Here is a 26,874-nt window from a genome sequence, read left to right on the forward strand (position 1 = left end):
GGCATAGCGTCGGTTCCATGACGATGCTCGACGATGCGCCTCAGCAGGACGGACCCGGTCCGGTCCGTCACCCGCTGCTGCGCTGCGTCGACGACATCTCCTCGGCATTGAAGGACGTCGAGGGCATCGACCCGTTGTTCGCGCCGGTCGAGGTCAAGCGCGAGGTCCTGATCGAGCTCACCCGGGCGATCGACCAGGCCGAAGCGCTCCGGATGTCGGTGATGGCCAACTCCCACGACGTGGCCGAGGCCGACGGTGCACGCAGCGTCGGTTCCTGGCTCGCACCCCACACCCGCAACAACCCCGCCGCCGAACAAACAGCCGAGCACCTCGCGGTCGACCTCCAACAGCACTACCCGATCCTCAGCAGTGCCTTGGCTCGCGGAACCGCGAACGTCGCCCAGGCCAAGGTCATCGTGCGCTGTCTCAACGAGCTGCGCCGCCTTGAGCACATGACCCCCGAGCTGCTCCACCAGGCCGAGGAGCACCTGGTCACCGAGTGCCCCCATTTCGACCCGAGCGACATGAAGAACCTGAGCGACCGCATCCTCGAAGTTCTCGACCCCGACGGCTTCGACGACGCCGAGCTGAAGAAGCTCGAGACCGAGCTCCGCAAGGCCCGCGCCGAGGCGCGGCTCAGCATGCGCAAGCGGGGTGACGGCTCCACCGACATCCGGGCGCGCGTCCCCGACTCCTTGGCCGTACGACTCAAGACCATCCTCGACGCCTACACCTCGCCGCGCCACGAGGCGAACGGCAGCGGCTCCTCAGGAGCGGGTGGGCCAGATGGTGCGACCGGATCTGCCGGGTCCTTGGCCGACGGCGCGATCTCATCGCGCTACCGCGACCCCGACACCGGCGAACGACTCCCCCGCGAACGCCTGCTGGGCGAAGCCCTGTGCGCCTTCCTCGAGGGCCAGGACCCCAACCGGCTCCCCAAGCACGGTGGCATGGCCACCACCCTGGTGATCACCACCGAGTTCGACACCCTCACCGGGCAACTCGGCATCGGCACCCTGCCGGACGGAAGTCGGCTCGCCGCCAGCGATGTACGCCGACTCGCCTGCACCGCACAGATCCTTCCCGCAGTTCTCGGCGGCGACTCCGCCGTCCTCGACCTCGGCACCCGCCGACGACTCTTCTCCGTCGAGCAACGACTCGCCCTGGCCCAGGCGCACCCCACCTGTCAGGCCGCCGGCTGCTCGATCCCCAGCGCCTGGTGCGAAGCCCACCACCGCACCGCATGGTCCCAGGGTGGACCGACCGACCTCGCCAACGGCATGCTCCTGTGCTCCTACCACCACCAACGCATCCACGACGACAGCTACCGGGTGAAACACCTCGCCAAGGGCGATGTCCGGTTCAACAAGCGGACGTAGGCCGAGCTCCGTCCGGCTGCTCGCGATCTGTCAGTGGAAGAACCTCGCGTTGCGCCCTGCTCTGCGTCCTGAGCTCTGCGCGCTCTGTGTTGTGCGCTGCGCTCTGAGCTCTGCGCGCTGAGCTCTGCGCGCCCTGTGTGCGCAGTGGGCTGCGCGCTGTGGCCGGCGCGCTCTGTCTTTTGCTCTGCGACCTGTGCGGTGTGTGCTCCCCCGGACTGTTCGCGTTTGGGCTTGGAGGCACGCCCGGAGCCTGACCGGACGGCCGGCCGGGAGGCTGGAGGCTCAGCGCTGAGCTGACCTGTGCCCTTGGTCGACGCGGCCGCCACTCACGGCACCTTCGCGGTAGAGGCCCCACACTCCGCAGACGATGGCGACGACCTCGGAAGCGGCGGCCAGCCACGCGTACCAGCTCCAGCCGGTGTGGATGCCGAACAGCTCGCCGTTGACCGCGATCAGGAAGGCGCCAAGAGTGCTGGCGCCGAAGCCGGCCAACAGGATCAGCGGGATCCAGTGGTGCCAGCGCAGCAGCAACGCGGCGATCACCAGACCGGCGATGACGTTGACCACGAACAGGTCTCCCACGGTGCCTTGGTCCTTGACGCCGTCGAACCACAGATAGAGGTGCACGATGGCCGACACCACAGCGGCCAGGGCACCGATCACTCGATTGGTCACGGTTCTCTCCGTTCCTCGGATACCCACTACACGGTTGGAGATCGGCACCGGTTCGATGAAGCTCACGCGGGTTCGACGTACCTGCGAGACAATTGCTCCACCGGCCGAACCGCCGGGACCAACCGCCGCAAGCAACCGCCGGAACAGGTCGGCGGAAGCAACCGCCGGAAGCAATCATCTGAACCAATCGTCACCGTTCTCCGTGTCACGGTCGGAGGTGGAAGATGGCCGACGTGTCGACCGAGCTCATGCGCAAGCTGCACGACGAGCACGCCGCGGCGCTCTGGGGCTTCTGCCTGCACCTGACCGGAGACCCGGTGCGCGCCGAGGACGTCGTCCAGGAGACGCTCCTGCGGGCCTGGCAGCACCCGGAGGTCCTCGACGCCTCGCGCGGGTCGTCGCGGGGATGGCTGTTCACGGTCGCCCGCAACCTGGTCATCGACGAGTGGCGCAGCAAGCGCCACCAGAGCGAGCGCAGCACCGGTGAGGTGCCCGAGCCCCGGGAACCGGTCGACGAGACCGACACTCTCCTGCAGTCGTGGGCGATGGCGGAGGCGATCAGTCACCTGAGCAGGGAGCACCGCGCGGTGCTCGTCGAGTGCTACTACCGGGGTCGGTCGGTGGCCGAGGCCGCCCGCCAGCTCGGCATCCCCGAGGGAACCGTCAAGTCGCGCTCGCACTATGCGCTGCGCGCCCTGCGGCTGGCCCTGGAAGAGATGGGGGTCGGCCTGTGACCCGGTCGACGCGTGGACCCGGCACCGGGTGCGGCTTCGAGCACGAGGACGGCGCCTACGTCCTCGGTGCGCTGAGTCCCGAGGACCGGATCGCGTTCGAGAAGCACCTGCCCGGTTGCGCCGCCTGCGCGACCTCGGTGCGCGAGCTGGCCGGGCTCCCCGGACTCCTCTCCCGGGTGCCGGCGCCAAGCCTCGACGCCGACGAGCAGCCGATGCCGGTGCCGGACACGCTGCTCCCCTCGCTGCTGCGCCGGGTGCGCGCCCGACGGCGCCGTCAGGGCTGGTACGCCGGCGGAGTCGCCGCCGCCGTCACGGTGATCGCGCTCTCGGTCGGTGTCGCCATCGGTCACCACAATGGCGACGGCAACGGTGACGGCCACCTCGCGGCCAACGGCGAGGAGACGACCCGGACCACCGACCAGCCGTCCCAACAGCCGTCCACACCGCAACCCTCTGCGCCGACCTCTGCGCCACCCACGGCCGCGGCGAGGGAGTTCACCACCGTCGGCACCGCACCGATCTCCGGGTGGGTGTCGTTGACGTCGGTGCCGTGGGGCACCCGGCTCGACCTGACCTGCTCGTACGACGCAGGGCCGGGCTACGAGCCAGGATCCGGCAACGGCGCGGGGCGTGCAGGAAACGGCTCGGGACAGGCAGATCACGGATCGGCCCGCGGATACACGATGGAGATCGTCCGGCGCGACGGCAGCACCGAGGAGGTGGCCTCCTGGACCGCCAGCTCCGGTCGCACGGTGAACCTCTCTGCTGCCACCTCCGCACCGAAGGCGGACATCGCGCGCGTCGTCGTACGCACGTCGGACGGCCGGCCGGTGATGCGGCTGGTCAGCGGCTGAACGCCGCCAGGAACCGGTCCCGGAAGGCGTCCATCGGCCAGACGACGGCGTCCGGCGCGGGTCGAAGGCCGGCCTCCCAGCGCCAGCCGGCGATCCGGCGGAGCACGGCCGGGTCCTGGGCGATCACGCTGATCGGCACGTCGTGCCCGACGTCGTCACCGCTCACGTAGGAGTGCGGCTGGTGGTCACCGACGACGACCAGGACCAGGTTCGGATCCGGGTACGTCGTCAGGAAGGAGGTCAGCGCCCGCCAGGAGTACTCGATCGACTGGCCGTACATCCGTCGGATCGTCGCGGCGTCGGGAAGGCTCCCGGCGGACGGACCCTGCCCACGAGCGTGGTGGTAGATGGAGCCGTCGCCGATCCGTCGCCACGGCACCATCCGCGGCAGTGGGGTCCACGGGTGGTGGCTGGAGACCAGGTCGATCTCTGCCATCACCGGTCGACGATCGGTCGGCGCCAGGAAGGTGCGCCGGAAGTGCTCCAACGTGTACTGGTCCGGGACCGGTGCGTAGCCGAGCTTGGGGCCGGCGTAGTCGACGTTGCGGGAGTCGGCGTACTGCTCGAATCCGTAGAAGTCCTGCCCTTCGGGCCAGTCCTCGGTGTCCGCCGGGACGTCGAAGACGGTCTCCCAGCCGGCCGCGCCGAACAGGCTGGTCAGTGTCATCCGTTCGGCGCCGAGGAGCTGGCGGTAGTTGGTCTGACTGTCCACCCAGAGACCCGACTGGAGAGTCGCGTGCGCCAGCCACGAGCCGGCGCCGAAGGTCGGTGAGGTCATGAAGGCACTTCGGCTCCGGTAGCCAGCCGCGGTCAGCTGCTTCGTGCCCGAGTCGAGCACCCGGTTGATGCCGTGGGAGTACGTCGTGTCCTGGACGGCCACCCGGCCGTAGCTCTCCACGAACACCACGAGCACGTCCTTGCCCTGGAGCCCGGCGAGCAGTGCGCGCGGGTCGGACGCGGCGCGGGCGGCGAGCGGGTCATCGGCGATCGCCCGGGCGAAGGCGCGGTGGTCGGCGACGTTGGCCCGGACCAAGGCCACCTCGCTGATCGCCAGGGCGGTGGTGCCCGCGCCCACGACGGGAACGCCCGCCGCTGCGCAGAGCAGTCCGACGGTGACCACCACGGCCACGGCCCGGAACGGCCGCGGGCGGAGGTCGCGCGCGACCTGGACCAGGCGAACGACGGCGAGGGGCAGGCCGACGAGCACGAGGAGTACGCCGACCGCGGCCAGCACCGCGACCACCCGGGCCCAGCCGATGCCGATCGAGTCGCCGAGCACGTCGATGCCCGGCCCGAGAAGCGACCAGTCCCCGATCGGGTCGAAGTCGCGGTCGAGGACGGCGGTGAACGACCAGTTGAGCACCTTGACCAGCAGGAGGATGGCGAGGAGTGCCCCGGCGACGGCCGCCAATCCGGTGCGGAGGCGTCGAAGCGGCACCAGCGCGAGAGCGAGCACCACCACGACCTCCACCGGGAGCCGGAACAGCGCGCTGACGGATCCGTGCTCGGCGAGTGCCGGTGCCGACAGGGCGATCCAGCACGCCGCGAGCGCGACCAGCGTGCCGAATCGGACCGTGACCCCTGGCCGCGGCGACCGCCAACGATCCACCGTCTCGTGGAGGAACGACTCGGCGAGGAGCACCGCCACGGCGATGAGCGCGACCCGGGCGACCAGCTCGGGGATGACCAGCCCGGGGATGACCAGCCCGCCCGCTGCCGACCCTGGCAGCGCCAGCCCGGGCAGCGCCAGCCCGGGTGAGGACAACCCGGGTATCGCCAGCCCGGGTGAGGACAACCCGGCGACCGCAGCCAAGGTGATGCCGACGGTTGCGGCGACGACCCGGTTCCACGGACGCGCACGCAGCGGCGGGGTCGAGAGCTTCGGGACCGCCCAGAACAGCAGGCCGAACGCGTAGCGGGCCAGCCCGATGCCGAGCACCCACCAGCCCTGGTCGCTGGCCACGATGGCGCTGAGCACGAGGATCAGGACGGCGTCTGCTTCTGCGTCGAGGCGGGCACCCAGCGCGGTCACGGTGCCGGTGGCGCGGGCCAGGCGTCCGTCGACGAAGTCGGTGAGCAGCGCTGCGGCGGCCAGCGCAGCGATCAGCCAGCGTGGCCCACCCGAGGCAGCGGCGACGGCGAGGGCCGCGGCGAGGACGAACCGCGAGCCGGTGACCAGGTCGGCCCGGGTCAGCTCCTCCTCCAGCAAGCGTCCTGCCAGCAAGCGATCTGCCAGCGAGCGATCTGCCAGCGACGGAACTGCCGGCGACGGATCCGCAGGCGACGGATCCGCAGGCGACCCCTGTACCGACGGCGGATCTGCCGGCAAGTGATCCGCGTGCGTCTGAACCTGATCCACCGCGCCTCCGTGTCTCTGGGTGTCACTACCAGCACGAACGGCGAACCACCCCGGTTCAACACCTTCTGGTCCGGCCCTCCTGGTCCGGCCCTTTCCGGTTCGGCCCGTCCGGCTCAGCCCTCCCCGACCCGGGCGGCCGAACGGGACGGACCGGATCGAACGAACCAGGTCGGACGAACCAGATCGGGCGACCGGGATCGAGCAACCGGGATCGAGCAACGGAGACCGGGCAACCGAGACCGGGGCGACCGGGATCGCCGGGCGAGGAGCAGCAGGTGCACCACACGCACGAACGGGCCTTCTGGGTGCGTCCCGGCCTCGGCGAGATCCGTCCGGTCGAAGTGCCGGACCCGGGCGCCGGCGAGGTCCGGGTGCGCACCCTGCGATCCGGGATCAGTCGCGGGACCGAGACCCTGGTCTTCCGGGGTGGGGTGCCGCGTGACCAGCACGAGCGGATGCGCGCACCACACCAGGAGGGCGACTTCCCGGGGCCGGTGAAGTACGGCTACCTCAACGTCGGCACGGTCGAGGCCGGCGATCCGACGCTGCTGGGACAGACCGTGTTCTGCCTGCACCCGCACCAGACGGCGTACGTCGTCCCGGTCGCTGAGGTGAGCGTCGTGCCGGCCGACGTACCGGCCGAGCGGGCCGTGCTGGCCGGCACCCTCGAGACCGCGGTCAACGCGCTGTGGGACGCCGCTCCCCTGGTGGGCGATCGGGTCGCGGTGGTCGGGGCGGGGATGGTGGGCTGTTGTGTGTCGCGTCTGTTGGCCGGAATCCCCGGCGTCGAGGTCACCCTCGTCGACACGGATGCGAGCCGGGCGGAGGTCGCGGCCGCGCTCGGCGTCGGCTTCGCCCACCCGGCCAGGGCTCCGGAGGGATGCGACCTGGTGCTGCACGCCAGCGCCACCGAGGCCGGACTGCAGCGCTCGTTGGACCTGCTCGCGCCGGACGGCACCGTGGTCGACCTCAGCTGGTACGGCGACGTCCCGGTCCGGCTCGACCTGGGCAGCGCCTTCCACTCCGGCCGGTTGCGCCTGCGCGGCAGCCAGGTCGGCGAGGTGGCACTGCGCCGCCGTCACCGGCGCACGCATCGCGAGCGACTCGAGCTGGCCCTGTCGCTGCTGCGCGACCCGGCGTACGACGCCCTGCTCAGCGGGTCGTCGGCGTTCGAGGAGCTGCCCGAGCTGATGGCGGAGCTGAGCACGGGGCGCCGGAAGGCGCTGTGCCACACGATCACCTACCCGCCGACCACGACCCACCAGACCACGGACCACCAGAGCCCAACCCACCGGACCACGGACCAGCAGGAGGCCTGATGTTCAGCGTGAACGTCCGCGACCACGTGATGGTGGCGCACAGCTTCGAGGGTGAGGTCTTCGGGCCGGCGCAACGACTGCACGGCGCCACGTATGTCGTGGACGCCACGTTTCGCGGGCCCGAGCTCGGACCGGACGGGATCCTGGTCGACATCGGTCTGGTTGCCTCCGAGCTGCACGAGGTGCTGGCCACGGTGAACTACCGCAACCTCGATGACGACGACGCCTTCGCCGGGATGAACACCTCGACCGAAGCACTGGCCCGGTGGGTCGCCGACCAGCTCGCCGCGAGGTTCTCCGGGGACGGACGACTCAGCGGGCTGGTGGTCACACTGCACGAGTCGCACATCGCGTGGGCCAGCTTCGAGAGGTCGCTCTGATGCTCCATCTCCTTGTGCCGAAGGGCTTCTCCACCCGACCGAGTGGCGGGAACATCTATGACCGGCACGTCCTCGCCGGTCTCGTCACGGGTGGCTGGCAGGTGGTCGCCCACGAGGTGGACGTCGAGTCGACGCGAGGCGACAGCCGGCCACTCGAGCGGGCACGGGGCGACAGCCGGCCACTCGCGCCGGCACAGGGCGACACCCGGCCGGTCGAGCCGAAGCGGGGCGATGCGGCCGTCGCGGAGGTGAGTCGGGTGCTTGCGAGGCTCCCCCACCACTCGCTGGTGCTGGTCGACAGCCTGGTCGCATCCCGGACGGCCGCGGTGCTGCTGGCCTCCGCCGCACGGGTCGTTCCCTTGGTGCACATGGTGTTCGGCACGCCCTTGGAGCGCGAGCTGTTGACCGAGGCACCGGCCGTGGTCGCCACCAGTGCCTGGACTGCCGATCACCTGGTCACCCGGCTCGGCGTCGACCCCCGCCGGGTGCACGTGGCCACCCCCGGCGTCGACCTGGCCCCACACTCCCCCGGCTCCGTCGCGGGCACCGAGCTGGCGTGCGTTGCGGCCCTGACCCCGACCAAGGGACACGACGTGCTGCTCGACGCCCTGGCGATGCTCACCGACCTGGACTGGCGCTGCTCCGTGGTCGGGTCGCTCGACGTCGACCCCGAGCACGTCGACACCCTCCGCAAGCAGGCTGCCGATCAGGGCATCAACGAACGGGTCGACTTCGTCGGAGAGCTGGTCGGCGAGGAGCTCAGCGAAGCCTGGTCGAGGACCGACCTGCTGGTCCTGCCGTCCCGCGCGGAGACCTACGCGATGGTCGTCACCGAGGCCCTCGCACGCGGCGTCCCGGTGGTGGCCAGTGCCGTCGGCGGTGTGCCGGAGGCGCTCGGGGAGCTCGTCGACGGCAGGCATCCGGGGATGCTGGTGCGGCCCGACGATCCGTTCGCGCTCTCCGTCGCGCTGCGCCGCTGGCTGGAGGACGAGCCGTTGCGGCGGTGGTTGCGTCGCGCGGCCGGCGACCGCCGACCGAGCCTCCACCGCTGGTCACTCACGGCGGCCCACGTCGCCCGGGCTCTGGAGTCTGCGCGATGACGATGCAGCTGGCCACCCGCGTCTCACGGCACGCGACACGTTTCTCGACCCAGGCCGCGGCACGATCCTCGTCAGTGGCGGCGACACGCTCCGCGGCACTGGCCGCGACACAGGGCCCGACACGGGCCGCGCCCGAACCGGTCACCAACCGCCGCAGGTGGTGGCAGGTCGCGGGCGGCGTCGCGCTCCTGGCCCTCCTGGCAGTGCAGTTCGGCACCGGCCCGTTCCTCGACGGGTTGTTGGCGATCCGGCCGTGGGCACTGGCGCTCGCGCTGGTGGTGACCGCAGGTACGACGTGGTGCTGCGCCCTGCGCTGGTCGCTGGTCGCCGGCTGGTTCGACGAGCGCATCCCGGTCGACGTCGCGTTCCGCGCCTACTACCGCTCGCAGCTGGTCAACGCGACCGTCCCGGGCGGTGTGGTCGGCGACGTCCATCGGGGATGGGTGTTCGGCTGGCGCCCGGTGCTCACCGAACGCGTCATCGGCCAGGTCGTGCAGATCGGCCTGGTCGGCGCCCTGGTGCTCCCGGGCGCGTGGCGTTGGGCCGGGTTGGCGGCACTCACCCCGGCCGTCGTGGCCGGCGGACGTGTCGCGCTGATGTCCGTGCTGAGCACCAGCGGGCACCTGCTGCTCTTCCTGGTCGCCGCGGCGACGGTCGGCGTCGACCTGCCGCTCGCCACTCTCGTCCCGGTCGGCGCGCTGGTGCTGCTCGGCTCCTCGATCCCGTTGAACCTCGCCGGTTGGGGCCCGCGCGAGGGCATCGCGGCGCTTGCGTTCACGACGTACGGCGCCAGCGCGGCCACCGGCCTGACCGTCGCGGTGACCCTCGGCGTGATGTCGACGGTCGCCACGCTGCCCGGCCTCTTCGTGCTGCCAGGTGGACGACGAGGCGGTCGACAAAGCTGTCGACGAGGTGGACGACGAGGTGGTCGACGTGGCTGATCCTCGTGGTGGTCGACGGGGTGGCGACGACGTGCACGACGAGGTGGTCGACGTGACTGACCGGCGGCGGCCCTACACCGTGCTGTCCTGCGGCGTCTCGCTCGACGGCTTCCTCGACGACGCCTCGGACGAGCGACTGGTGCTGTCCAACCCCGCTGACCTGGACCGGGTCGACGAGGTGCGCGCCGGGTGCGACGCGATCCTGGTCGGCGCCGCGACCGTCCGCCACGACGACCCGCGCCTGCTCGTGCGGTCGCCGGAACGCGTGGTACGCCGTCGTGCGGCCGGGCTGCCCGAGCAGCCGATGAAGGTGACCGTCACCAACCGCGCCAAGCTCGACCCGGAGTCACGGTTCTTCACCGTCGGATCGGCACCGAAGCTCGTCTACTGCGCGAGCGACACCTGCGACATGGCCTCCCAGCAGCTGCCGCGGGCCACCGTCATCGACGCCGGGCGGCCGGTCGCGCTGCGCTGGGTGAGCGAGGACCTGCACGCACGCGGCGTCCGACGACTGATGGTCGAGGGTGGCGGTGACGTGCACACCCAGTTCCTCGCGGGCCGTCTCGCCGACGAGCTGCAGCTGGTGGTCGCACCGATCTTCGTCGGGAAGCCGGGTGCGACCAGGTTCGTCGGCCCGGGGCCGTTCCCCTTCAACGGGGATCACCGCGCCTGCCTGATGGAGAGCCGCCCGATCGGCGATGTCGTGCTGCTGCGCTACGCGTTGAGCGCGCGGGCCGAGCGCGAGGCAAGCACGGCGATCAGGCCCGCCCCGTCGCGACCTTGACCCTTTCCCGCGGCCACATGACACGTGCCAGACTTGGCGGGACGTGCCAGAGTGGAAACATGAGCGACGCCGCGAGCATCGACGTGACCTCACTGGCTACCCGCTACGACGACGTGCGGGCTCACACAGAGCGACTGGCTGCCCCTCTCTCACCGGAGGACCAGACCGTTCAGTCGATGCCGGACACGTCGCCGACCAAGTGGCACCGGGCGCACGTCACCTGGTTCTTCGAGACGTTCGTGCTCGCCGAGAACGAGCCGCGCTTCGCACCGTTCCAGGACACGTACTGGTTCCTCTTCAACAGCTACTACGAAGCCGTCGGCCCGCGCTGGTCGCGACCCATCCGCGGCGTGCTCAGCCGTCCGGGCGCCCACGACGTCGGCGTCTACCGCGGCAACGTCGACGATCGGATGCGGGACCTGATCGCCACCCTCGACGAGGGCACGCTGACCAAGCTGGCGCCGACGATCGAGCTCGGCTTCCACCACGAGCAGCAGCACCAGGAGCTGTTGCTGATGGACATCAAGCACGTCCTCTCGCTGAACCCGCTCGATCCGGCGTACGCCGTCGGCCCCGCCAGCAGTCCCACCAGCAGTGCCACCGGCAACCCCGCCAGCAGTCCCGCCGGCAGTGCCACCAGCAGTGCCACCGGCAACCCCAACGGCAGTCCCGCCAGCAGTCCCGCCGGCGGCGGTGTCTCGGGCGCCCTCAACTGGCGCGACTACGACGGCGGGCTGGTCGAGATCGGTCACGAGGGCTCCCTCGACGGTGACTTCTGCTTCGACAACGAGCTCCCCCGCCACCAGCAGTGGCTCGAGCCCTACCGCCTCGCCGACCGCCTGGTCACCAACGGCGACTGGCTGGCGTTCATGGCGGACGGCGGCTATCAGCGGCCCGAGCTGTGGCTCAGCGACGGGTGGGCCCGGGTGCAGGCCGACGACTGGACCGCGCCCTCGTACTGGAGCGACCGGGACGGCGTCTGGTTCGAGCACACGCTGACCGGCACCCGCCCGGTCGACCCGGAGCTGCCGGCGTGCCACGTGAGCCACTACGAGGCCGACGCGTATGCCACCTGGGCCGGCAAACGACTGCCCACCGAGGCGGAGTGGGAGAACGCCGCGCGGCTGCAGGAACGCTCCTCGGGGCTGACCGCGAACCTGGCCGACACCGAGTCGTGGCACCCCCGCGCGGCAGGTGAACCTCGTGACGGCGAGCTGCGCCAGCTCTTCGGCGACTGCTGGGAGTGGACCTCCTCGGCCTACCTGCCCTTCCCCGGCTTCCACCCCACCGCCGGTGCACTGGGTGAGTACAACGGCAAGTTCATGTCCAGCCAGATGGTGCTGCGCGGTGGCTGTGCGCTGACCCCACCGGGCCACGCCCGGGCGTCGTACCGGAACTTCTTCCCACCCGGCGCGCGGTGGCCGCTGACCGGCGTACGCCTCGCGGACGGCGGTGCCCCGCAACCACGGTGAGGGTGCTCCGGCTGACACCACTCGATCTGGGTATCTGGGAGTACGCCGCACCGGGTCGCCAACACCGGCTCTACCAGCCCACATGAGAATGCCTGAGGAGGCACCGTGTCCACCGATCACGCCAGCTCTGAGGCGAGCCTCGACGTCCTGCTCACCCCGGCGGACCTGCGAGCCGGGCTCGAGACCGACGCCCGTGCCGGGCTGAGCGCGACACCGAAGTGGCTGCCACCGAAGTACTTCTACGACGACCGCGGCAGCAAGCTCTTCGAGGACATCACCCGGCTGCCGGAGTACTACCAGACCCGCACCGAGCACGCGATCCTCGTGGCGAGCTCCGACTCGATCGCGGAGGTCGCCGACGCCGAGGCGCTGCTCGAGCTCGGGTCGGGGTCGAGCGAGAAGACCCGGATGCTGCTGAACGCGATGACGCGCAGCGGCGGGTTGTCGGCGTACGTCCCGGTGGACGTGAGCGCCGGCGCACTGGAGGACGCGATGACCGGGCTCCGACGCGACTACCCCGACCTCGACCTGCACGGCGCGGTCGCAGACTTCGACCACCACCTCGACCAGCTCCCCGCCCCCGGGCGCCGGCTGATCGCGCTGCTGGGTGGCACCCTCGGCAACTATCCGCCGGAGCAGCGTCGGGTCTTCCTGGCCAACCTCGCCGCCGCCATGCGCCCCGGCGAGACCTTCCTGCTCGGCATCGACCTGGTCAAGGATCCGAGCCGTCTGATGACGGCGTACGACGACGCGGCCGGCGTCACGGCCGAGTTCAACCGCAACGTGATCACGGTGCTGAACCGCGAGCTCGACGGCGACCTGGACCCCGGCGACTTCGAGCACATCGCGTTGTGGGACGCAGAGAACGAGTGGATCGAGATGCGGCTGCGGGCCCGGCGCCCGATCAGTGCCTGCCTGTCCGCCCTCGACCTGAAGGTGACCTTCGACGAGGGCGAGCAGCTGCGCACCGAGATCTCCGCGAAGTTCCGTCGGGAGCGGATCGAGCCCGAGCTGGTCGCGGCCGGCCTGCACCCGGAGCGTTGGTGGACCGACCCGGCCGGCGACTTCGCGCTCCTGCTCGCCCGCCGCTGACGCGCGATCGGCGTACGCCACCACCCCGGGGTGAAGAAGAGACCGCGCTGCGGTAGCCGGAAGTCGCCGGTCATTGGTCCACGCCAGCCCTGTCTGCGCCCGTCGAGCGCCGGTTTCCGTGCACAGCTCTGTCGGGTCCTCGCCCTGTCCACAGCAGGGCGACCGGCCCGGGAAACGGTCGCGGATCCGGCATAGCGTCGGTTCCATGACGATGCTCGACGACGCGCCACCGCAGGACGGACCCGGTCCGGTCCGTCACCCGCTGCTGCGCTGCGTCGACGACATCAGGTCGGCACTGAAGGACGTCGAGGGCATCGACCCGTTGTTCGCGCCGGTCCAGGTCAAGCGCGAGGTCCTGATCGAGCTCACCCGGGCGATCGACCAGGCCGAAGCGCTCCGGATGTCGGTGATGGCCAACTCCCACGACGTGGCCGAGGCCGACGGTGCACGCAGCGTCGGTTCCTGGCTCGCACCCCACACCCGCAACACTCCCGCCACCGAGCAGGCCGCCGAGCACCTCGCCTGCGACCTCAACCTGCACTACCCGATCCTGGCCGATGCCATCACCCGCGGCGACGCCAACCTGGCCCAGGCCAAGCTCATCGTCCGCTGCCTCAACGAGCTGCGCCGACTCGAGGACATGACACCCGAGGTCCTCGTGCAGGCCGAAGAACACCTGGTCGGAGAATGCCCCAACTTCGACCCCAGCGGCATCAAGAACCTGAGCGACCGCATCCTCGAAGTCATCGACCCTGACGGCTTCGACGACGCCGAGCTGAAGAAGCTCGAGACCGAGCTCCGCAAGGCCCGCGCCGAGGCGCGGCTCAGCATGCGCAAGCGGGGTGACGGCTCCACCGACATCCGGGCGCGCGTCCCCGACTCCTTGGCCGTGCGACTCAAGACCATCCTCGACGCCTACACCTCGCCGCGCCACGAGGCCAACAGCGCTGGCTCACCACCAGGATCGCCTGGATCCGTGGGCGACCGGTCCCTCGGCAACCTGGCCGACGGCGCGATCTCATCGCGCTACCGCGACCCCGACACCGGCGAACGACTCCCCCGCGAACGCCTGCTGGGCGAAGCACTGTGCGCCTTCCTCGAGGGCCAGGACCCCAACCGGCTCCCCAAGCACGGTGGCATGGCCACCACCCTGGTGATCACCACCGAGTTCGACACCCTCACCCAACAGCTCGGCATCGGCACCCTGCCCGACGGAAGTCGGCTCGCCGCCAGCGACGTACGCCGACTCGCCTGCACCGCACAGATCCTTCCCGCAGTTCTCGGCGGCGACTCTGCGGTCCTCGATCTCGGCTCGAGTCGTCGACTCTTCTCCGTCGAGCAACGACTCGCGTTGGCTCGGGCGCACCCCAGCTGTCAGGCCGCTGGCTGCTCGATCCCCAGCACCTGGTGCGAGGCCCACCACCGCACCGCATGGTCCCAGGGTGGACCGACGGATCTGGCCAACGGCATGTTGCTGTGTTCGTTCCACCACCAACGCATCCACGACGACGCCTATCGGGTGAAACACCTCGCCAACGGCGACGTCCGGTTCAACAAGCGGACGTAGGCCGAGCTCCCTGCGACCCGTGGACGGTGCGACCGGCACCCGAACGACGTTGCTCAGCTCAGCGCACGGACCGGGGCACCTGACTGGTCGACATGGGACCAGTGCGTCCGAACGTTTTGTCCGTTTCGGGAACCTTTCGCACTCTCCGCTGCGACAGTGAGGATGTGGAGACCAACGCCGAAGTCCTCGAGGACGCCGTCCTGCTGCACCAAGCAGCAGATGGTGACCTCAGCGCGGTCCGTGAGCTCTATGACCGGCACGCACCGTGGCTCACCGCGCGGTTGATGCGCCGCTGCAACGACCGCGAAGTCGTCGTCGACGTCGTCCAGGACACGTTCCTCGCCATGTGGCGGGACGCCAAGAAGTGGCGCAACGACGGCGACGTCGCCGGCTGGCTCTGGGGCATCGCCTTCCGCCGGATGGTCTCCCGGCTGAGACAACGCAAGCAGCTCGTGCTGCTGCCCGAGTGGGACACCGGCAACGACCAAGCGGTGCCTGCGGCAGAGGACGAGGTGTTGCTCGACGTCGAGTACGGCGACCTCGGCGCGGCGCTGCGTCGGCTTTCTCCCGAGTTCCGCGCGGTCGTCCAGGCTTGCGTCCTGGACGGCCTCACCACCCGTGAGGCCAGCCGACTGCTGGGGGTCCGTGCGAACACCGTGAAGACCCGGTTGCACCGGGCCAAGGCCCAGCTGCGCGGATCGCTCGCCGACGTACGCCTGGAGGGATGGCAATGAGCACCTCGACCTGGCACGCCGACCCGGAGCTGCTGAGCGCCTATGTGGACGGCCGTCTGGACGCGATCCTGGGTGCCTCACTGGAACGGCACGTCGACCGTTGCGCGACCTGTCGTGGAAAGCTGCGCCCCCTTGTCGAACGACCGATGCTCGAGCAGGGCTGGGCAGGTGTGCGGGCAGGCGTGGAGAGTCCGCCGCTCCCCCGCCTGTTCCGCGTCGCCCGCAGGCTGGGTCTCGGAGAGCCCACGACCATCCTGCTGGCGGCCACCGCGAGCCTGCGCTGGGCTTGGGTGATCGGCGGCATCATCGCCCTGGCGTTCGCCGCGCTGGCCAGCCAGATCGCCCACGACACGGCACTGTGGCCGTTCCTGGTCGTGGCCCCACTGGTCCCGGTGATCGGTGTCGCCACCTCCTACGGGCCGGCCGACGAGCCCTTCGAGGCGCTGGCCGTCACCACACCGTACGGCCGGACCCGACTGATCCTGGCCCGCACGATCGCCGTGCTGACACTGACCGTGCCGATCGCCATGCTGCTCGGGCTGAGCCTGCCCGGTCCGGTGTGGGTTGCGGCCAGCTGGCTGGGGCCCGCGCTCGCGATGATCCCGACCCTGCTCGCGCTGGCCAGCTTCGTCGGCCCGCGGCTCGCGGCACCCGTGGTGGCGGTCCTGTGGATCGGGCTGGTGCTCGGGGCCTCCCGCGGTCTTCCGCCGACCTGGCCGGTGGAGACCACCCAGCAGCTCGCCTACCTCGGACTGGCCGTGGCCGCCGTCGTCGTCCTCAAGGTCCGCTCGGTGCTGACCCACAAGATCGGAGCAGTCCTGTGAACATCGAGCTGACCGGCGTCGGAAAGAACTATGGCGGCACCCCCGCACTCAACGAGATCGACCTCGTCCTCGGCACGGGCGTGACCGGGCTGCTCGGACCCAACGGCGCCGGCAAGACCACGCTGCTGCGGATCGTCTCCACCAGCATCGCCGCAGACCGGGGCGGCGTACGGCTGCTCGAACGCGACCCGCACGCCAGCCACTCCGAGCTGACCGACATCCGTCGTCGGCTGGGCTACCTGCCCCAGGAGCTCGGCTATCCCAGCGACATGACCACCTTCGGCTTCGTCGAGTACGTCGCGGTGCTGAAGGAGTGGAACGACAAGCGCGCCCGCACGACGGAAGTACGCCGGGTGCTGGACCTCGTCGGATTGGCCGACCTGGCCGGCAAGCGGATCGCCAAGCTCAGCGGCGGCCAACGGCGGCGGGTCGGTCTCGCCCAGGCACTGATCGGCACGCCCGCCCTGCTGGTGCTCGACGAGCCCACCAACGGACTCGACCCCGCCCAGCGCGCGCAGCTGCGGCGCACCCTGTCCGTCGTCGCGCACGACGCCACCGTGCTGATATCGACCCACCAGACCGAGGACGTCGCCGCGCTCTGCGAGCGCGTGGTGGTGCTGGCCGCCGGGGAGGTCCGCTTCGACGGAACGGTCGTCGACCTCGTCAACACCGCCGCCGGACAGGTCTGGCTGAGCGACACCGAAGTGCCCGACGCGGCCGTCACCTGGCGCACCGGCACCGGACGTCACCGCGTGGTCGGCGGGATCCGCCCACCCGGCGCCGACGCCACCGAACCGACACTCGAAGACGCCTACCTGCTGATGCTCGGGCCGCAGGCAGGCAGTCCCCTGCCGACCACCTGACCCACCGACCCACCGACCACCTGACCACCGGCCCCACCGACCACCCGACCACCTGACCACCTGACCCGCCGACCACCCGCCCCGGGTCACGGACCCGCACCCGAATCTCGCCCGAGGAGAAACCGATGGCCACCACCCTGCCCGAGAGCACCGGAAACAGACCCGCGAGCTCTGCCAGCCTCACGTCGATGATCGGCATCGAGGCCCGACGCTTCGCTCGCCACCCACTGTTCCTGGTGGCTGTCGTGGCGTCGTTCGTGGCGCTGTTCTGGGTGTTCTTCGCGACGGCAGCGGAGTCGAGCGTCGACGGCGTGAACCACTCCCACGACCTGCTGTCCCAGCCGATCATCCCGGCCTTCTTCCTCGGCCTTCCCAGCCTGATCGTGGCCGCACACCTGACCCGCTCGACGGAGGCCGCGGTCGAGGCGGTGGGCACGGCTCCGGGCACCGAGTCCCGGCGTACCTTGGCCGTCGCCGGTGCCTGCGTCGTCCCCTTCCTGGCCGGGATCGCCCAGCTGGTGACGACGCTGGTGCTGGTGCAGATCGTCGAGCCGCACCCCAACGAGCTCTGGTTCTCCACCGTCAACGACGTCTGGGTGTGGAGCATCCTGATCGCGCTCGGTCCGGTTGCCTGCCTGGGAGGGGGACTGCTCGGAGTCCTCATCGGGCGGTGGCTGCGGTTCCGCGGAGCCACCGCGGTCGCGGTAGTGGTGCTGGCCTTCGGCGACCAGGCAGCGTCACTGCCCTACGCCTACGGTGACGCGGGCAGCTTCCGCAACTGGGTGCCGTGGTCGATGTTCCACACCGGCACGATGTCGGACGGGAAGGAGTGGCAGGGCATCCCCGGCCACTGCCAGGCGATCCTCACCGGCAACCCGGCCACCTATCTGCTCTACCTGCTGGTGCTGTGTGCGCTCGCCGTGGGCGGCGCGCTGTGGCACGACCGGTCCGCGCGCACGCCGCGATTGCGGCTGATCAACTGGAGCCTGGTGATTGCTGCCCTGGTGCTCTTCCTGGTCACCGCCCTCACCGGCATCCCGGAGATGATCATCTCCGGGCCGATCCGGTGACCGGCTGGTACCTGCGCCGGGCCGTCCCCTGGGCGACCACACTGGGGTGCTTGGCCGGGACGGTCATGCTGATCGCCGCGATCACAGAGTGGTCCACGCTGACCGGGATCGGCCTGACGCTGATCGCCCTGCTGACCGGGGTGGCAGCCGGCTTCGCATTCGACGAAGCCGCCGTGCGGGTGACGTCGGTGACCGCCCGCGGCACACGCTGGGCGCCACTGGCGCGCCTGGTGGTGGCGGTGGCCGTGGCCATCGGCGGAGCCGGCCTGGTGGCGCTGGCCGCAGACGAGGCCGTCTCGGATCGGTCCGACTGGGCAGTGCTGGCCCTGGCGCTCGGTGGCGGGGCAGCTCTCGTCGCGATGGCGTTCGGTCGACGTCAGGTGCCGCGGCCCGGCAGTGGGATCGCGGCCGCCGTCGTGCTGCTGGGACTGATGCCGCTGGTGCTCAGCATGCTCCTGGAGCTCCGCTCGCCGTACCCCGTGGAGGCGTGGACTGCGGACCTGCGTACGACGTGGTGGAGCGCGGGGCTCCTCGCGTGGGGCGGCGCGCTGATGCTGGCACTGCGTGGCGTCCCCCGGCGACACGTCCAGCCCTGACGGTGCTCGACCCGGCCGCGGACTCCTGACGGCATTCCTGGCGGCGTTCCTGACGGCCTGGTGCTCCCGGGTCTCCGGCTCACCGGGCCTCTGACGCACCGGGCCCCTGGCTCCCCGTCCCCCGCCTTCGTGGCCTTGGGCTTCCGGTCCCCGGCCTACAGGGCCTCTGGCTCCCGGTCCCCCGCCTTCGTGGCCTTGGGCTTCCGGTCCTCCGGCCTACAGGGCCTCTGGCTCCGTCGTGTCCGGGGCATAGAGCGCCGTGAGCCGTCCGTGCGGATCGAGCTTCACCAGCAGGGCGTCGGCGATGTCGTGCAGCTGCTCGACCTGCTCGGCCGTGAGGGCGTCGAACACGTTCTCGCGCACGTTGGTGACGTGCCCGGGGGCAGCGTCGCGGATCCGCGCCTGACCGGCCTCGGTCAGCACGGCGTTGCTGGCGCGCTTGTCCTCGGGGCAGGGGGTGCGACGTACCAGGCCCTTGTCCTCGAGGCGACGTACGACGTGGGAGAGGCGCGGCAGCGTGGCGCTGGTGAGATTCGCGAGCGAGGTCATCCGCAGGGTCAGGTCCTTCGCCTCGGAGAGCATCGCCAGCACGAAGTACTCGAAGTGGGTCAGCTGCGCGTCACGCCGCAGCTGCGAGTCGAGGAGTCCGGGCAGCAGCTCGGTCACTGCCACCAGCCTCACCCAGGTCTCGCGTTCCTGGTCAGTGAGCCACTGTGTCTCGGTCGAGCGCGATGTCGCCATGGTCACACCCTAACAAGATAGTTGACGGAACAACCATTCTCGTGAGAACGTTCCACTATTAGTTAAAACAACAACCAAATCCGAAGGAGCACCTCATGGCGAACATCTCGATCATCGGCAGCGGCAACATGGGCCAGGCGATTGCCGCCGTCGCCACCCGCGGCAACCACGACGTCCAGGTCCTGCAGCACAGCGACAACGACGTCGCCGTCACCGGTGACATCGTCGTCCTCGCCGTCCCGCACACCGCGGTCGAGGAGATCCTCGCCCTGCGCGGCGACTCGCTGGCGGGCAAGGTCGTCGTCGACATCACCAACCCGGTCGACTTCACCACGATGGACTCGCTGGTCGTCGCGGCCGACAGCTCCAAGGCCGCCGAGATCGCCGCCGCGCTCCCCGACGCCAAGGTGGTCAAGGCGTTCAACACCAACTTCGCCAGCACCCTGGCCGAAGGCACCGTCGGTCCGCTGGACACCACCGTCCTGATCGCCGGTGACGACGATGACGCGAAGTCGGCCCTGACCGAGGTGCTCACCTCCGGCGGACTCAAGGCCATCGACGCCGGCGCGCTCAAGCGGGCCCGTGAGCTCGAGGCCATCGGCTTCCTGCAGATCTCCCTCGCCGCGCGCGAGAAGCTCGCCTGGACCGAGGGCTTCGGCGTCATCCACTGATCGGCCCCCCAGTCCACTCCCCCAGTCCACTCCAGCCCTCCACTCCAGCCCTCCACTCCAGCCGTCCACACCAGCATTCCTCCGCACCAGCCCTCCGCGCCTCCGGACCACCGGACCCGCACTCGCCACCCACGACCACAGGAAGCGCCATGACCATCCCCGCCGTTCGCCTCAACCACGCCGTGCTCTACGTCGCCGACCTCGAGCGCAGCATCGCCTTCTACCAGGCCGCCTTCGGCACGGAGATCGTCGCGCGTGAGCCGCGCGCGAACGCGGCCTTCCTGCGGATGCCGCGCTCGGGCAACCACCACGACCTCGGACTCTTCGGGGTCGGCCACCAGCCGCCCCGTCGTCCCGGCGCCATCGGCCTCTACCACCTGGCCTGGCAGGTCGACACCATCGACGACCTCGAGGCGGCCCGGATGACGCTGGCCGAGCTCGACGCCTACACCGGCGAGTCGAGCCACGGTGCCACGAAGAGCATCTACGGCAAGGACCCCGACGGCAACGAGTTCGAGGTCATGTGGATGCTTCCCCGCGCCAGCTGGGGCGAGTTCGAGAACGCAGCCCCCGTCGAGCGTCTCGATCTGGCCACCGACGTCGCCCGCTGGGGCGGCACCCGCACCGCATCCGAGCTCGTCCCCCAGGAGGCCTGACCATGAGCAGCTTCGACTCCCCCGTCGTCGCCTTCCACGGCACCGACGATCCCGAGCAGCCCCTCGTCGTGCTCCTCCATGGGCGCGGCTCGAACGAGCGCGACATCATCTCGCTCGCCCAGCACCTGCCCGACAGTGCGTCGTACGCCGCCGTGCGCGCACCGATCGCCGAGGGCGGCGGCTACGCGTGGTTCCAGAACCGTGGGATCGGCCGGCCCGTCGCCGAGTCGCTCGAGTCCGTGATGTCGTGGTTCACCACCTGGCTCGACGAGGTCGCACCCGTCGGTCGCCCGGTGATCCTGGCCGGCTTCAGCGGCGGCGCCGCGTTCGCCGGCGGGCTGGTGCTGCGCGACCCGTCGCGCTACGCCGGAGCGGCGATCCTCTACGGCACGCTGCCGTTCGAGGCCGGCGTGCCGACGACCCCTTCCCGGCTCTCGCTCGTGCCGATGTTCGTCGCCCAGGGCGACAACGACCACGTGATCCCGCGCGAGCTGCTGGACCGCACGTGGAGCTACCTGCACACCGAGTCCGGCGCGCCCACGCAGGGGCACCGCGACCCGGGCGGCCACGGCATCACCCAGGGTGCGCTGCACCAGCTGATCATGTGGCTGGGCGCCCGGGTCTCGTACGTCGCCGCCCACCCGGCGTCCGACTCCCCGACCTCGTGGCCGACGCTCCCCGGCGGCCAGCTCCACCCGCGGTCCGGAGCCCGCCCCGAGGTGGCGTGGAGCATCCCGCAGCAGCAGCTGAGCGACACCTCCCCCGCCGCCATCCAGGAGCAGCTCTGGGCCCGGATCTCGACGCTCCCCGGTGTCGGCAACGGTCCCTCGCAGATCTCCGTCCCCGGCGCCCGTGGCCTGGTGCTCGGCGGCTCGACCGGACCCGACGAGGCGTTCCTGGTCCCCGAGGTCCGCGAGTTCGCCCACCTGCACCCCGAGTACGACGGCTCCTTGCACCTGGCCCTGCCCGCCGCACTCGCCGCCGACGTGGTCGCCAAGGGTTGGGGCACGCCGCACCCGTGGGCCGGCAGCCGCCTGAGCCTCGGCTTCACGATGGTGTTCGGCCCGCGCGACGAGGCCGAGCTCGAGGTCGTGGCCGGGATCGTGGCCACCAGCCACGCCTTCGCGTCCGACACGTTGCCGGCTGAGCCTGGCGCCTTGTTGATGCCGTCGGGTGGCTGAGTCGTCGGGTGACCGAGCCGGCGGGTGGCTGAGCACCCGCTACTCGATGAAGTCGGGCGGCGTCGTGTTCTCCAACCTCGGGTCGGTCTCTCCCCCGGACATCGCGAGGAGCCCAACCACCGCCCGGCCGATGGTGAGCAGGTCCTTCGGGTTCTTCTTGTCCAGGCCGCCGATCAGCTGCTTGAGGATCGACAGCTGGTCGAAGTAGATCCGCTCGGTGACCAAGTTCTCCTGCTCGTCGAAGACGAAGTACGCCGTCATCCGGGTGCGATGCTTCGACCCGGTCGCCGGGATCTTCCCGAGCGGGCCGAGGTGGGTGCCGAGCAACCAGAACTCGACGACCACCGCATCGACGGTGTGACGGAACGCGATGATCTCGTGGTCCTGGTCGGGAAACGCGACGCGGGTGTCGTGGTAGTACTCGCGCACCTCGCTGTCACCGTCGTGCACCCGCATCATCGGGATCAGCTCGTAGTGCGGATGCGGGAAGGTGGACAGTGTCGCGTCCCAGTCCCGGGCCACCTCGTCGTGGAAGTGGTCGAGGACCAGCTTCTCGCGGGCGCGCAGCACGGCTTCGGCGGGCAGTTCGAAACGACTCATCGGGTCTCCTCGGGCGGCGTGGTCACCAAAGCGTCGTGGTCACCACAGCGTCGCGGTCGCCGGGCTCATGGGCAAGGCAGATCACCGTCGAGGTCCGACCACACCGTTCTCGTGGGCGAGGACCACCGCCCGGACCCCGCCCGGACCCCGTCAGGACGCGTCGGGACGCGGCGTGCGGCCGCGCTTGCGGTTGCCGCGGTGGTAGGACTCCCGACTCATCTTGGAGGCGTAGGCCGACCCCATCGCCTGCACGCTGACGTCGAGCCCGTCGACCTCGTCGAGATCGGCCCTGATCCCGGAGGCCACGTCGGCAGGGGCACCCTCGAGGGCCAGGCCCAGCTGGTGCTTGGTCTCCCGCAGGTGCTTGCGACCCTCCTGCACGTCACCGCGCTCGAAGGCCTCCGATGCCTGGCGCTTGGCGTCCTGTGCCTCCTGGAACAGCACCTCCGAGTGCACCGTGGGGTGGGGGACGCGGGCCGCGGCCTCGTCACCGGGAACCACGTTCACGTTGATCGGCAGGCTGACCGTCTGCTCGACCAGGGCGGGCAGCTCGACGTAGGCCAGCTCGAGCGTGGCGATGTGGGCGAGGCCGAGACTCGCCAACGCCGGCACCCGGAACTTCAGCAGCAGCTTGCGCGACTCGGCGGCGAACAGGTCACCGAGCTCGACCATCACCGTGCCGTCACCGATCTGCTGGGCCGGCAGGTCGTTGTAGAGCCGCAGCATCTCGACGGCCGGCTCGAACCGGATCGTCAGCGCCGCGCCCTGCACGGTCTTGCTCAACAACCCGTCGACCTCACCCGCGATCGCGGCACCGGCCGCGTCGGGGTTGTCGGCGAAGACGTGGTTGCCGTTGCCGGACCGGGCGATGGCCGCCAGCAACGTCTCGTCGTAGCCGCGGCCGTAGCCGAGGGTCGAGGTGACGATGCCCTCTGCGTAGGCCTTGGCGGCGAGCGTGGCGAACTCGTCGGCGCTCTTGATGCCGGAGTTCACGTGGCCGTCGGAGACCACCAGCACCGTGCCGCCGGACTCACCGACGACGCGACGCAGCTCGCGCAGGCCGCGCAGGACGCCGGCGCCGAGGTCGGTCATCCCGCCCGTGCGGACCGCCATGATGCGCTCGATGGTGGCTTCCTTGTCGGTCAGCGGACCGGCCGGGACCACCACCTGGGCCTCGTTCTCGAACGTGACCAGACCGAAGTTGTCGGTCGGCTCGAGACGGCGCACGAGCGCCACGAGGGCCTGCTTCGCGCCTTCCAACGGCGCACCATCCATCGACCCGCTGCGGTCGAGCACCACCTGGAAGGAGGCCTGTGGCCGGGCCTCGTCGGCCACCGCCGGCGGCGCCTCGAGCTCGAGGAGGACGGCGACCTCGTCCTCCGTCTCGTGGGCGACCAGGTTGACGTCGAGCAGTGCGTTGATCTTCATGCTTCCCCCTCTGTGCGGCGAGCCCCTGCCCGCCTGGGAAAGAGCATGCCACCGTGCACCGACACCGGAGATGCGGTGACCGCCAGGAGCGGCGTTCACCCCCAGTGGCGGCGAATGACGGTGGCCGCGTTGAAGGGATCGGCGCCACGCTGGGCGGCGAGGATGCCGACGCCCTCGGGCGACCGGGTGAAGACCGGATCGCCGCCGCCGACCCAGTGCGCCCACGCGTCGGCGTACGCCCGTGCGTCCTTGGCCCGACGGCCGAAGGCAGTCGGCACGGCGTGCCAGACGACACCATCGGCCTGCAGGCCGCCGAGCACGGCAAGGCGTGCGCGTCCCCGATCGGTCCGGCCGGGCGCCACCACCCAGCGGGGTACGACGTAGCGCGGATCCGCGATCGGCGAGACCGCCTCGTCCAGCGCCGTGGCGAACGCCGCAGACTCGGGCTCCGCGACGCCGGAGAGGTGACAGCGGTACCTGCCCCGGTGGTCGATCTCGACGACCACCCCGTCGGCCCCGACGGACGCACGGCCCAGCGCACGCATCGTCTCCGCCACCGCACAGGCGATCTGGCTGACGCCCGGTGGGCGTGAGGCGGCAGCCAGCAGCTGGCGCCCGTACGTCGTGGTGCGGTGGTCACCGACCAGCCAGGCGACCACTCCCAGCACCAGACCGACGGCCACCGGGAGCAGGCTCTGCGTCAGCAACCCGGCCGCGAAGGTCAACCCGGCCAGGACGAGTCCGACGTGCACCGGCGTCGATGACGGACGGAGCGGGCCGTTGGCCAAGGGCGTGATCGACTCCGCAGTGAGGGCCACGGGCACCGGCTCGACGGCACCTCCCAGACGAGAGGGGTCGGGCAGGATCCGCACGGTGTGCGCGAAGACGTCCTGGTAGGGCTCGCCCACCCTCCACTGGGCACGCAGGTCGGCTCGTCCCTGTGCCCGCACCAGCATCCGCGCGTTCACCGCGTCGAAGTCGTCCGGCGCCGGCGGCGCGAACGGGGACAGCTCCGGATCGATGTGGGCCACCCCGTCGACGATGTCCCCGTCGTCGTCGATCGCGAGGAAGCCACGATGCTTGCGGACCAGTCGGTCCCAGTCGTTGTGGGCCTTGGGGTGGTCGTCGGCCACGCAGACCACGGACCAGTTGATCGCCACCTTGCCGCCCCATTGCGGGTCCACCCGCAACGCCCGGCCCCGGGTCTGCACCACGGCGGTCGTCGTGGTGACGGCTGTCAGGTCGACCAGACCCGTGATCCGGCGGGCGTCCCAGCCCTCGCCGAGCAGCGCGCGGGTGCCGACCAGGACCTGGCAGTGCCCGGCCTGGAAGAAGTGGGTGACCACCCGGACCCAGGTGCGACTCGTCCACGCACCGGCCAGCTGGCAGGCACCGTCGGCCACCTCCTCGATCTGCAGGCCGGTGATGCCTTCCGCGATCGCGTGCTCGCGCAGGTGCTGCAGCGTCTCGGCGCCACCGGCAACCGTGCTCCCGGTGACCATCAACGGATGCATCACGGCCGTGGTCGGGTCGGCGACGAGCCCTGCCAGCACGGCGTGCGCCGACCCCGACTGCTGGTCGAGGACACCGGTGAGGTCGGCGGGCAGCATCGCACTCGCCCGCTCGTGGTCGCACAGGACCAGGGTGCGCATCCGCTCCCCCAGCGCCGCATGCTCGTGGGTGACGATCTCCACCGCGGCACGCATCTTCGCCGCCGAGCGGGCCAGCACCCGGTCGACCGGCGTACGCCCACGCCTGATGCCGCGCCGGGTCCAGACGAAGCCCACGGACGGCAGCGCGCGACGGACCGCCCGGACCGCGGCGGCGTCACGATCGTCCTCCCCGGGCCTGAGCGCCTTCGTGATCCAGTCCTCGATCAGGGTCACCCAGTCGTCGGGCGTCGGATCGCGGCGGTGCTGCTCTCCCATGCGGGCGCCGATCGGCAGGGCGAGCAACCCCTTGTGGTGCATCCTCAACGCGGCATCACAGAGCTCCTGATCCCGCTTCTGCAGGCTGTGCCACGCAACCTGCTCACTGAGGAAGCGCAGGTCCAGCCAAGTCAGGAAGCCGATGCTGGCGAACTCCGGATCGAGCAGGTCTGTGACCAGCCCGGTGAACCGCTCCGCCTCACTGCGCAGCCACTCACGCTCGACGGCGGTCGGCGTCGTGAGCCAGACCATCTCGGCGTACGGCGCCAGGTCACCCTCGCGGACCACCGCCGGGATGGAGGCCTGGTAGAGGCTCTCACCGAACATGCCGCGCACCAGCGCGGCCTGGTCACGGGTCAACGCATCGGGCGGTGTGGCCGTCAGGCCCAGGACCCGGGCCTCGGGAAGCTCGGCCAGCAGCTCCTCGAGCAGCCGCCCCCAGACCTCGAGCAGGTGGTGGCACTCGTCCAGGACCAGCAGGATCGGCCCGGCCTCACGAAGGCGTCCGACCAGCGCGCGTCCGTTGTCGTGCAGACGCGCCAGCAGCGATGCCTCCTCGCCCTCGTCGTCCACCTCCTGGTCGGCGTCGAACACCGCGAGCGACTGATAGGTCAGCGCCGACAGCTCGTGCCCGAGGTCACGGCCGGTCCCGGCCTCCAGCCCGAAGTCGTGCGCCTGCCGCTCCCACTGCGACTGGATCGCGGTGTTCGGGCCGAAGACGACGGCGCGGCCCGTGCCGGGGGCGCGACGAACGGCTTCCAGGCCGACCCGGGTCTTCCCTGCACCGGGTGGCAGCACCACCCACGTGCGCGTGCGGCCCGCGGCCCACGCCGCCTCGAGGACGTCGAGGGCCTCGCGCTGGTGTCGCCGCAACGGTGGCGGGACGGCGGCGGGCATGGAGGCATCCTCGCAGGCCGCCCGGTCGT

At 70.8% G+C, this 26,874-nt stretch carries 25 protein-coding genes; 19 read left to right on the forward strand and 6 right to left on the reverse strand.

Translation table 11 applies throughout. The annotated features are described in order from the left end of the window. Positions 1-17: 17 nt before the first annotated feature. The gene (locus tag ncot_RS11980; RefSeq protein ID WP_168617817.1) at positions 18-1,379 is read left to right on the forward strand and encodes an HNH endonuclease signature motif containing protein; all 1,362 of its coding nucleotides are present in this window, start codon (positions 18-20) and stop codon (positions 1,377-1,379) included. Between the two features lie 282 nt (positions 1,380-1,661). Here ncot_RS11980 and ncot_RS11985 read toward each other — a convergent pair whose 3' ends face one another. Beyond that, positions 1,662-2,054 carry a hypothetical protein gene (locus ncot_RS11985; protein WP_168617818.1) on the reverse strand — a complete coding sequence of 131 codons (393 nt, stop codon included), beginning with the start codon at positions 2,052-2,054 and terminating at the stop codon, positions 1,662-1,664. 224 nt (positions 2,055-2,278) lie between these two features. On the opposite strand from ncot_RS11985, the gene ncot_RS11990 reads away from it, so the two are divergent. Beyond that, positions 2,279-2,788: a sigma-70 family RNA polymerase sigma factor gene (locus ncot_RS11990; RefSeq protein WP_168617819.1), complete on the forward strand. Its 510-nt coding sequence runs from the start codon at positions 2,279-2,281 to the stop codon at positions 2,786-2,788. Beyond that, on the forward strand, positions 2,785-3,642 hold the full coding sequence (locus ncot_RS19525) for a zf-HC2 domain-containing protein (RefSeq protein WP_206064954.1): 858 nt from the start codon (positions 2,785-2,787) through the stop codon (positions 3,640-3,642). Before ncot_RS11990 ends, ncot_RS19525 begins: the two co-directional genes overlap by 4 nt. On the opposite strand, the gene ncot_RS19530 is transcribed toward ncot_RS19525, so the two are convergent. Further along, a complete protein-coding gene (locus ncot_RS19530) occupies positions 3,632-5,866 on the reverse strand; it encodes a CDP-alcohol phosphatidyltransferase family protein (protein WP_206064955.1) in 2,235 nt (744 codons plus the stop codon). The two genes, ncot_RS19525 and ncot_RS19530, sit on opposite strands and share 11 nt — an antisense overlap. Before the next feature lie 410 nt (positions 5,867-6,276). Between ncot_RS19530 and ncot_RS12005 the strand changes: the two genes are divergently transcribed. The 13 genes from ncot_RS12005 to ncot_RS12065 all read left to right on the forward strand — a co-directional run bounded on the left by ncot_RS12005 (position 6,277) and on the right by ncot_RS12065 (position 18,743). Then, complete coding sequence (locus ncot_RS12005; protein WP_240937880.1) at positions 6,277-7,320, forward strand: zinc-binding alcohol dehydrogenase; 1,044 nt, start codon at positions 6,277-6,279, stop codon at positions 7,318-7,320. Then, positions 7,320-7,700: a 6-carboxytetrahydropterin synthase gene (locus ncot_RS12010; protein WP_168617820.1), complete on the forward strand. Its 381-nt coding sequence runs from the start codon at positions 7,320-7,322 to the stop codon at positions 7,698-7,700. Before ncot_RS12005 ends, ncot_RS12010 begins: the two co-directional genes overlap by 1 nt. Further along, positions 7,700-8,800 (forward strand): glycosyltransferase family 4 protein, encoded by a 1,101-nt coding sequence (locus ncot_RS12015; RefSeq protein ID WP_168617821.1) that lies wholly within the window; start codon positions 7,700-7,702, stop codon positions 8,798-8,800. Before ncot_RS12010 ends, ncot_RS12015 begins: the two co-directional genes overlap by 1 nt. Then, positions 8,797-9,741: a lysylphosphatidylglycerol synthase domain-containing protein gene (locus tag ncot_RS12020; protein WP_240937881.1), complete on the forward strand. Its 945-nt coding sequence runs from the start codon at positions 8,797-8,799 to the stop codon at positions 9,739-9,741. Before ncot_RS12015 ends, ncot_RS12020 begins: the two co-directional genes overlap by 4 nt. Beyond that, a complete protein-coding gene (locus tag ncot_RS12025; RefSeq protein WP_240937882.1) occupies positions 9,734-10,525 on the forward strand; it encodes a dihydrofolate reductase family protein in 792 nt (263 codons plus the stop codon). The genes ncot_RS12020 and ncot_RS12025 overlap by 8 nt, the downstream gene beginning before the upstream one ends. Positions 10,526-10,584: 59 nt before the next feature. Beyond that, positions 10,585-11,997: an ergothioneine biosynthesis protein EgtB gene (gene egtB / locus ncot_RS12030; protein WP_168617822.1), complete on the forward strand. Its 1,413-nt coding sequence runs from the start codon at positions 10,585-10,587 to the stop codon at positions 11,995-11,997. A 105-nt stretch (positions 11,998-12,102) separates the two neighbouring features. Next, positions 12,103-13,089 carry an L-histidine N(alpha)-methyltransferase gene (gene egtD / locus ncot_RS12035; protein ID WP_206064956.1) on the forward strand — a complete coding sequence of 329 codons (987 nt, stop codon included), beginning with the start codon at positions 12,103-12,105 and terminating at the stop codon, positions 13,087-13,089. Between the two features lie 205 nt (positions 13,090-13,294). Continuing rightward, on the forward strand, positions 13,295-14,656 hold the full coding sequence (locus ncot_RS12040; RefSeq protein WP_168617823.1) for an HNH endonuclease signature motif containing protein: 1,362 nt from the start codon (positions 13,295-13,297) through the stop codon (positions 14,654-14,656). 164 nt (positions 14,657-14,820) lie between these two features. Beyond that, a complete protein-coding gene (locus ncot_RS12045; RefSeq protein ID WP_206064957.1) occupies positions 14,821-15,390 on the forward strand; it encodes an RNA polymerase sigma factor in 570 nt (189 codons plus the stop codon). After that, positions 15,387-16,214 (forward strand): zf-HC2 domain-containing protein, encoded by an 828-nt coding sequence (locus tag ncot_RS12050; RefSeq protein WP_168617825.1) that lies wholly within the window; start codon positions 15,387-15,389, stop codon positions 16,212-16,214. Before ncot_RS12045 ends, ncot_RS12050 begins: the two co-directional genes overlap by 4 nt. Continuing rightward, positions 16,211-17,077 (forward strand): ATP-binding cassette domain-containing protein, encoded by an 867-nt coding sequence (locus tag ncot_RS12055; RefSeq protein WP_168617826.1) that lies wholly within the window; start codon positions 16,211-16,213, stop codon positions 17,075-17,077. Before ncot_RS12050 ends, ncot_RS12055 begins: the two co-directional genes overlap by 4 nt. A gap of 125 nt (positions 17,078-17,202) precedes the next feature. Then, on the forward strand, positions 17,203-18,147 hold the full coding sequence (locus tag ncot_RS12060) for a hypothetical protein (protein ID WP_168617827.1): 945 nt from the start codon (positions 17,203-17,205) through the stop codon (positions 18,145-18,147). Between the two features lie 50 nt (positions 18,148-18,197). Next, positions 18,198-18,743, forward strand: coding sequence for a hypothetical protein (locus ncot_RS12065; protein ID WP_168617828.1), 546 nt, complete (start codon positions 18,198-18,200; stop codon positions 18,741-18,743). A 216-nt stretch (positions 18,744-18,959) separates the two neighbouring features. Here ncot_RS12065 and ncot_RS12070 read toward each other — a convergent pair whose 3' ends face one another. Further along, positions 18,960-19,484: a MarR family transcriptional regulator gene (locus tag ncot_RS12070; RefSeq protein ID WP_168617829.1), complete on the reverse strand. Its 525-nt coding sequence runs from the start codon at positions 19,482-19,484 to the stop codon at positions 18,960-18,962. 95 nt (positions 19,485-19,579) lie between these two features. Here ncot_RS12070 and ncot_RS12075 point away from each other — a divergent pair, with 95 nt between their 5' ends. The 3 genes from ncot_RS12075 (at position 19,580) to ncot_RS12085 (ending at position 21,992) form a co-directional block, all read left to right on the forward strand. Then, positions 19,580-20,155, forward strand: a complete 576-nt coding sequence (locus ncot_RS12075; protein ID WP_168617830.1) for an NADPH-dependent F420 reductase — start codon at positions 19,580-19,582, stop codon at positions 20,153-20,155. Between the two features lie 149 nt (positions 20,156-20,304). Continuing rightward, entirely contained in the window at positions 20,305-20,811 is a 507-nt protein-coding gene (locus ncot_RS12080; protein WP_168617831.1) for a VOC family protein, read from the forward strand. Between the two features lie 2 nt (positions 20,812-20,813). Further along, positions 20,814-21,992, forward strand: coding sequence for a luciferase family protein (locus tag ncot_RS12085; RefSeq protein ID WP_168617832.1), 1,179 nt, complete (start codon positions 20,814-20,816; stop codon positions 21,990-21,992). A 39-nt stretch (positions 21,993-22,031) separates the two neighbouring features. Here the strand turns inward: ncot_RS12085 and ncot_RS12090 are convergent, their stop codons facing one another. From ncot_RS12090 to ncot_RS12100, 3 genes are all read right to left on the reverse strand, one after another. Further along, the gene (locus tag ncot_RS12090; RefSeq protein WP_168617833.1) at positions 22,032-22,592 is read right to left on the reverse strand and encodes an ester cyclase; all 561 of its coding nucleotides are present in this window, start codon (positions 22,590-22,592) and stop codon (positions 22,032-22,034) included. 150 nt (positions 22,593-22,742) lie between these two features. Further along, positions 22,743-24,020: a VWA domain-containing protein gene (locus ncot_RS12095; protein WP_168617834.1), complete on the reverse strand. Its 1,278-nt coding sequence runs from the start codon at positions 24,018-24,020 to the stop codon at positions 22,743-22,745. A gap of 95 nt (positions 24,021-24,115) precedes the next feature. Next, positions 24,116-26,845: a DEAD/DEAH box helicase family protein gene (locus ncot_RS12100; RefSeq protein ID WP_168617835.1), complete on the reverse strand. Its 2,730-nt coding sequence runs from the start codon at positions 26,843-26,845 to the stop codon at positions 24,116-24,118. Positions 26,846-26,874 lie beyond the last annotated feature (29 nt).

The sequence above is a fragment of the Nocardioides sp. JQ2195 genome (genome assembly GCF_012272695.1).
In the GTDB taxonomy this organism is placed as follows: domain Bacteria; phylum Actinomycetota; class Actinomycetes; order Propionibacteriales; family Nocardioidaceae; genus Nocardioides.

Coding starts and splice junctions, on each gene's coding strand:
- ncot_RS12100 (WP_168617835.1), bottom strand. CDS start 26,845: ATGCCCGCCGCCGTCCCGCCACCGTTGCGGCGACACCAGCGCGAGGCC.
- ncot_RS12080 (WP_168617831.1), top strand. CDS start 20,305: ATGACCATCCCCGCCGTTCGCCTCAACCACGCCGTGCTCTACGTCGCC.
- ncot_RS12070 (WP_168617829.1), bottom strand. CDS start 19,484: ATGGCGACATCGCGCTCGACCGAGACACAGTGGCTCACTGACCAGGAA.
- ncot_RS12060 (WP_168617827.1), top strand. CDS start 17,203: ATGGCCACCACCCTGCCCGAGAGCACCGGAAACAGACCCGCGAGCTCT.
- egtB (WP_168617822.1), top strand. CDS start 10,585: ATGAGCGACGCCGCGAGCATCGACGTGACCTCACTGGCTACCCGCTAC.
- ncot_RS11980 (WP_168617817.1), top strand. CDS start 18: ATGACGATGCTCGACGATGCGCCTCAGCAGGACGGACCCGGTCCGGTC.
- ncot_RS12095 (WP_168617834.1), bottom strand. CDS start 24,020: ATGAAGATCAACGCACTGCTCGACGTCAACCTGGTCGCCCACGAGACG.
- ncot_RS12015 (WP_168617821.1), top strand. CDS start 7,700: ATGCTCCATCTCCTTGTGCCGAAGGGCTTCTCCACCCGACCGAGTGGC.
- ncot_RS12020 (WP_240937881.1), top strand. CDS start 8,797: ATGACGATGCAGCTGGCCACCCGCGTCTCACGGCACGCGACACGTTTC.
- ncot_RS11990 (WP_168617819.1), top strand. CDS start 2,279: ATGGCCGACGTGTCGACCGAGCTCATGCGCAAGCTGCACGACGAGCAC.
- ncot_RS12085 (WP_168617832.1), top strand. CDS start 20,814: ATGAGCAGCTTCGACTCCCCCGTCGTCGCCTTCCACGGCACCGACGAT.
- ncot_RS12010 (WP_168617820.1), top strand. CDS start 7,320: ATGTTCAGCGTGAACGTCCGCGACCACGTGATGGTGGCGCACAGCTTC.
- ncot_RS12090 (WP_168617833.1), bottom strand. CDS start 22,592: ATGAGTCGTTTCGAACTGCCCGCCGAAGCCGTGCTGCGCGCCCGCGAG.
- ncot_RS12050 (WP_168617825.1), top strand. CDS start 15,387: ATGAGCACCTCGACCTGGCACGCCGACCCGGAGCTGCTGAGCGCCTAT.
- ncot_RS12075 (WP_168617830.1), top strand. CDS start 19,580: ATGGCGAACATCTCGATCATCGGCAGCGGCAACATGGGCCAGGCGATT.
- ncot_RS12040 (WP_168617823.1), top strand. CDS start 13,295: ATGACGATGCTCGACGACGCGCCACCGCAGGACGGACCCGGTCCGGTC.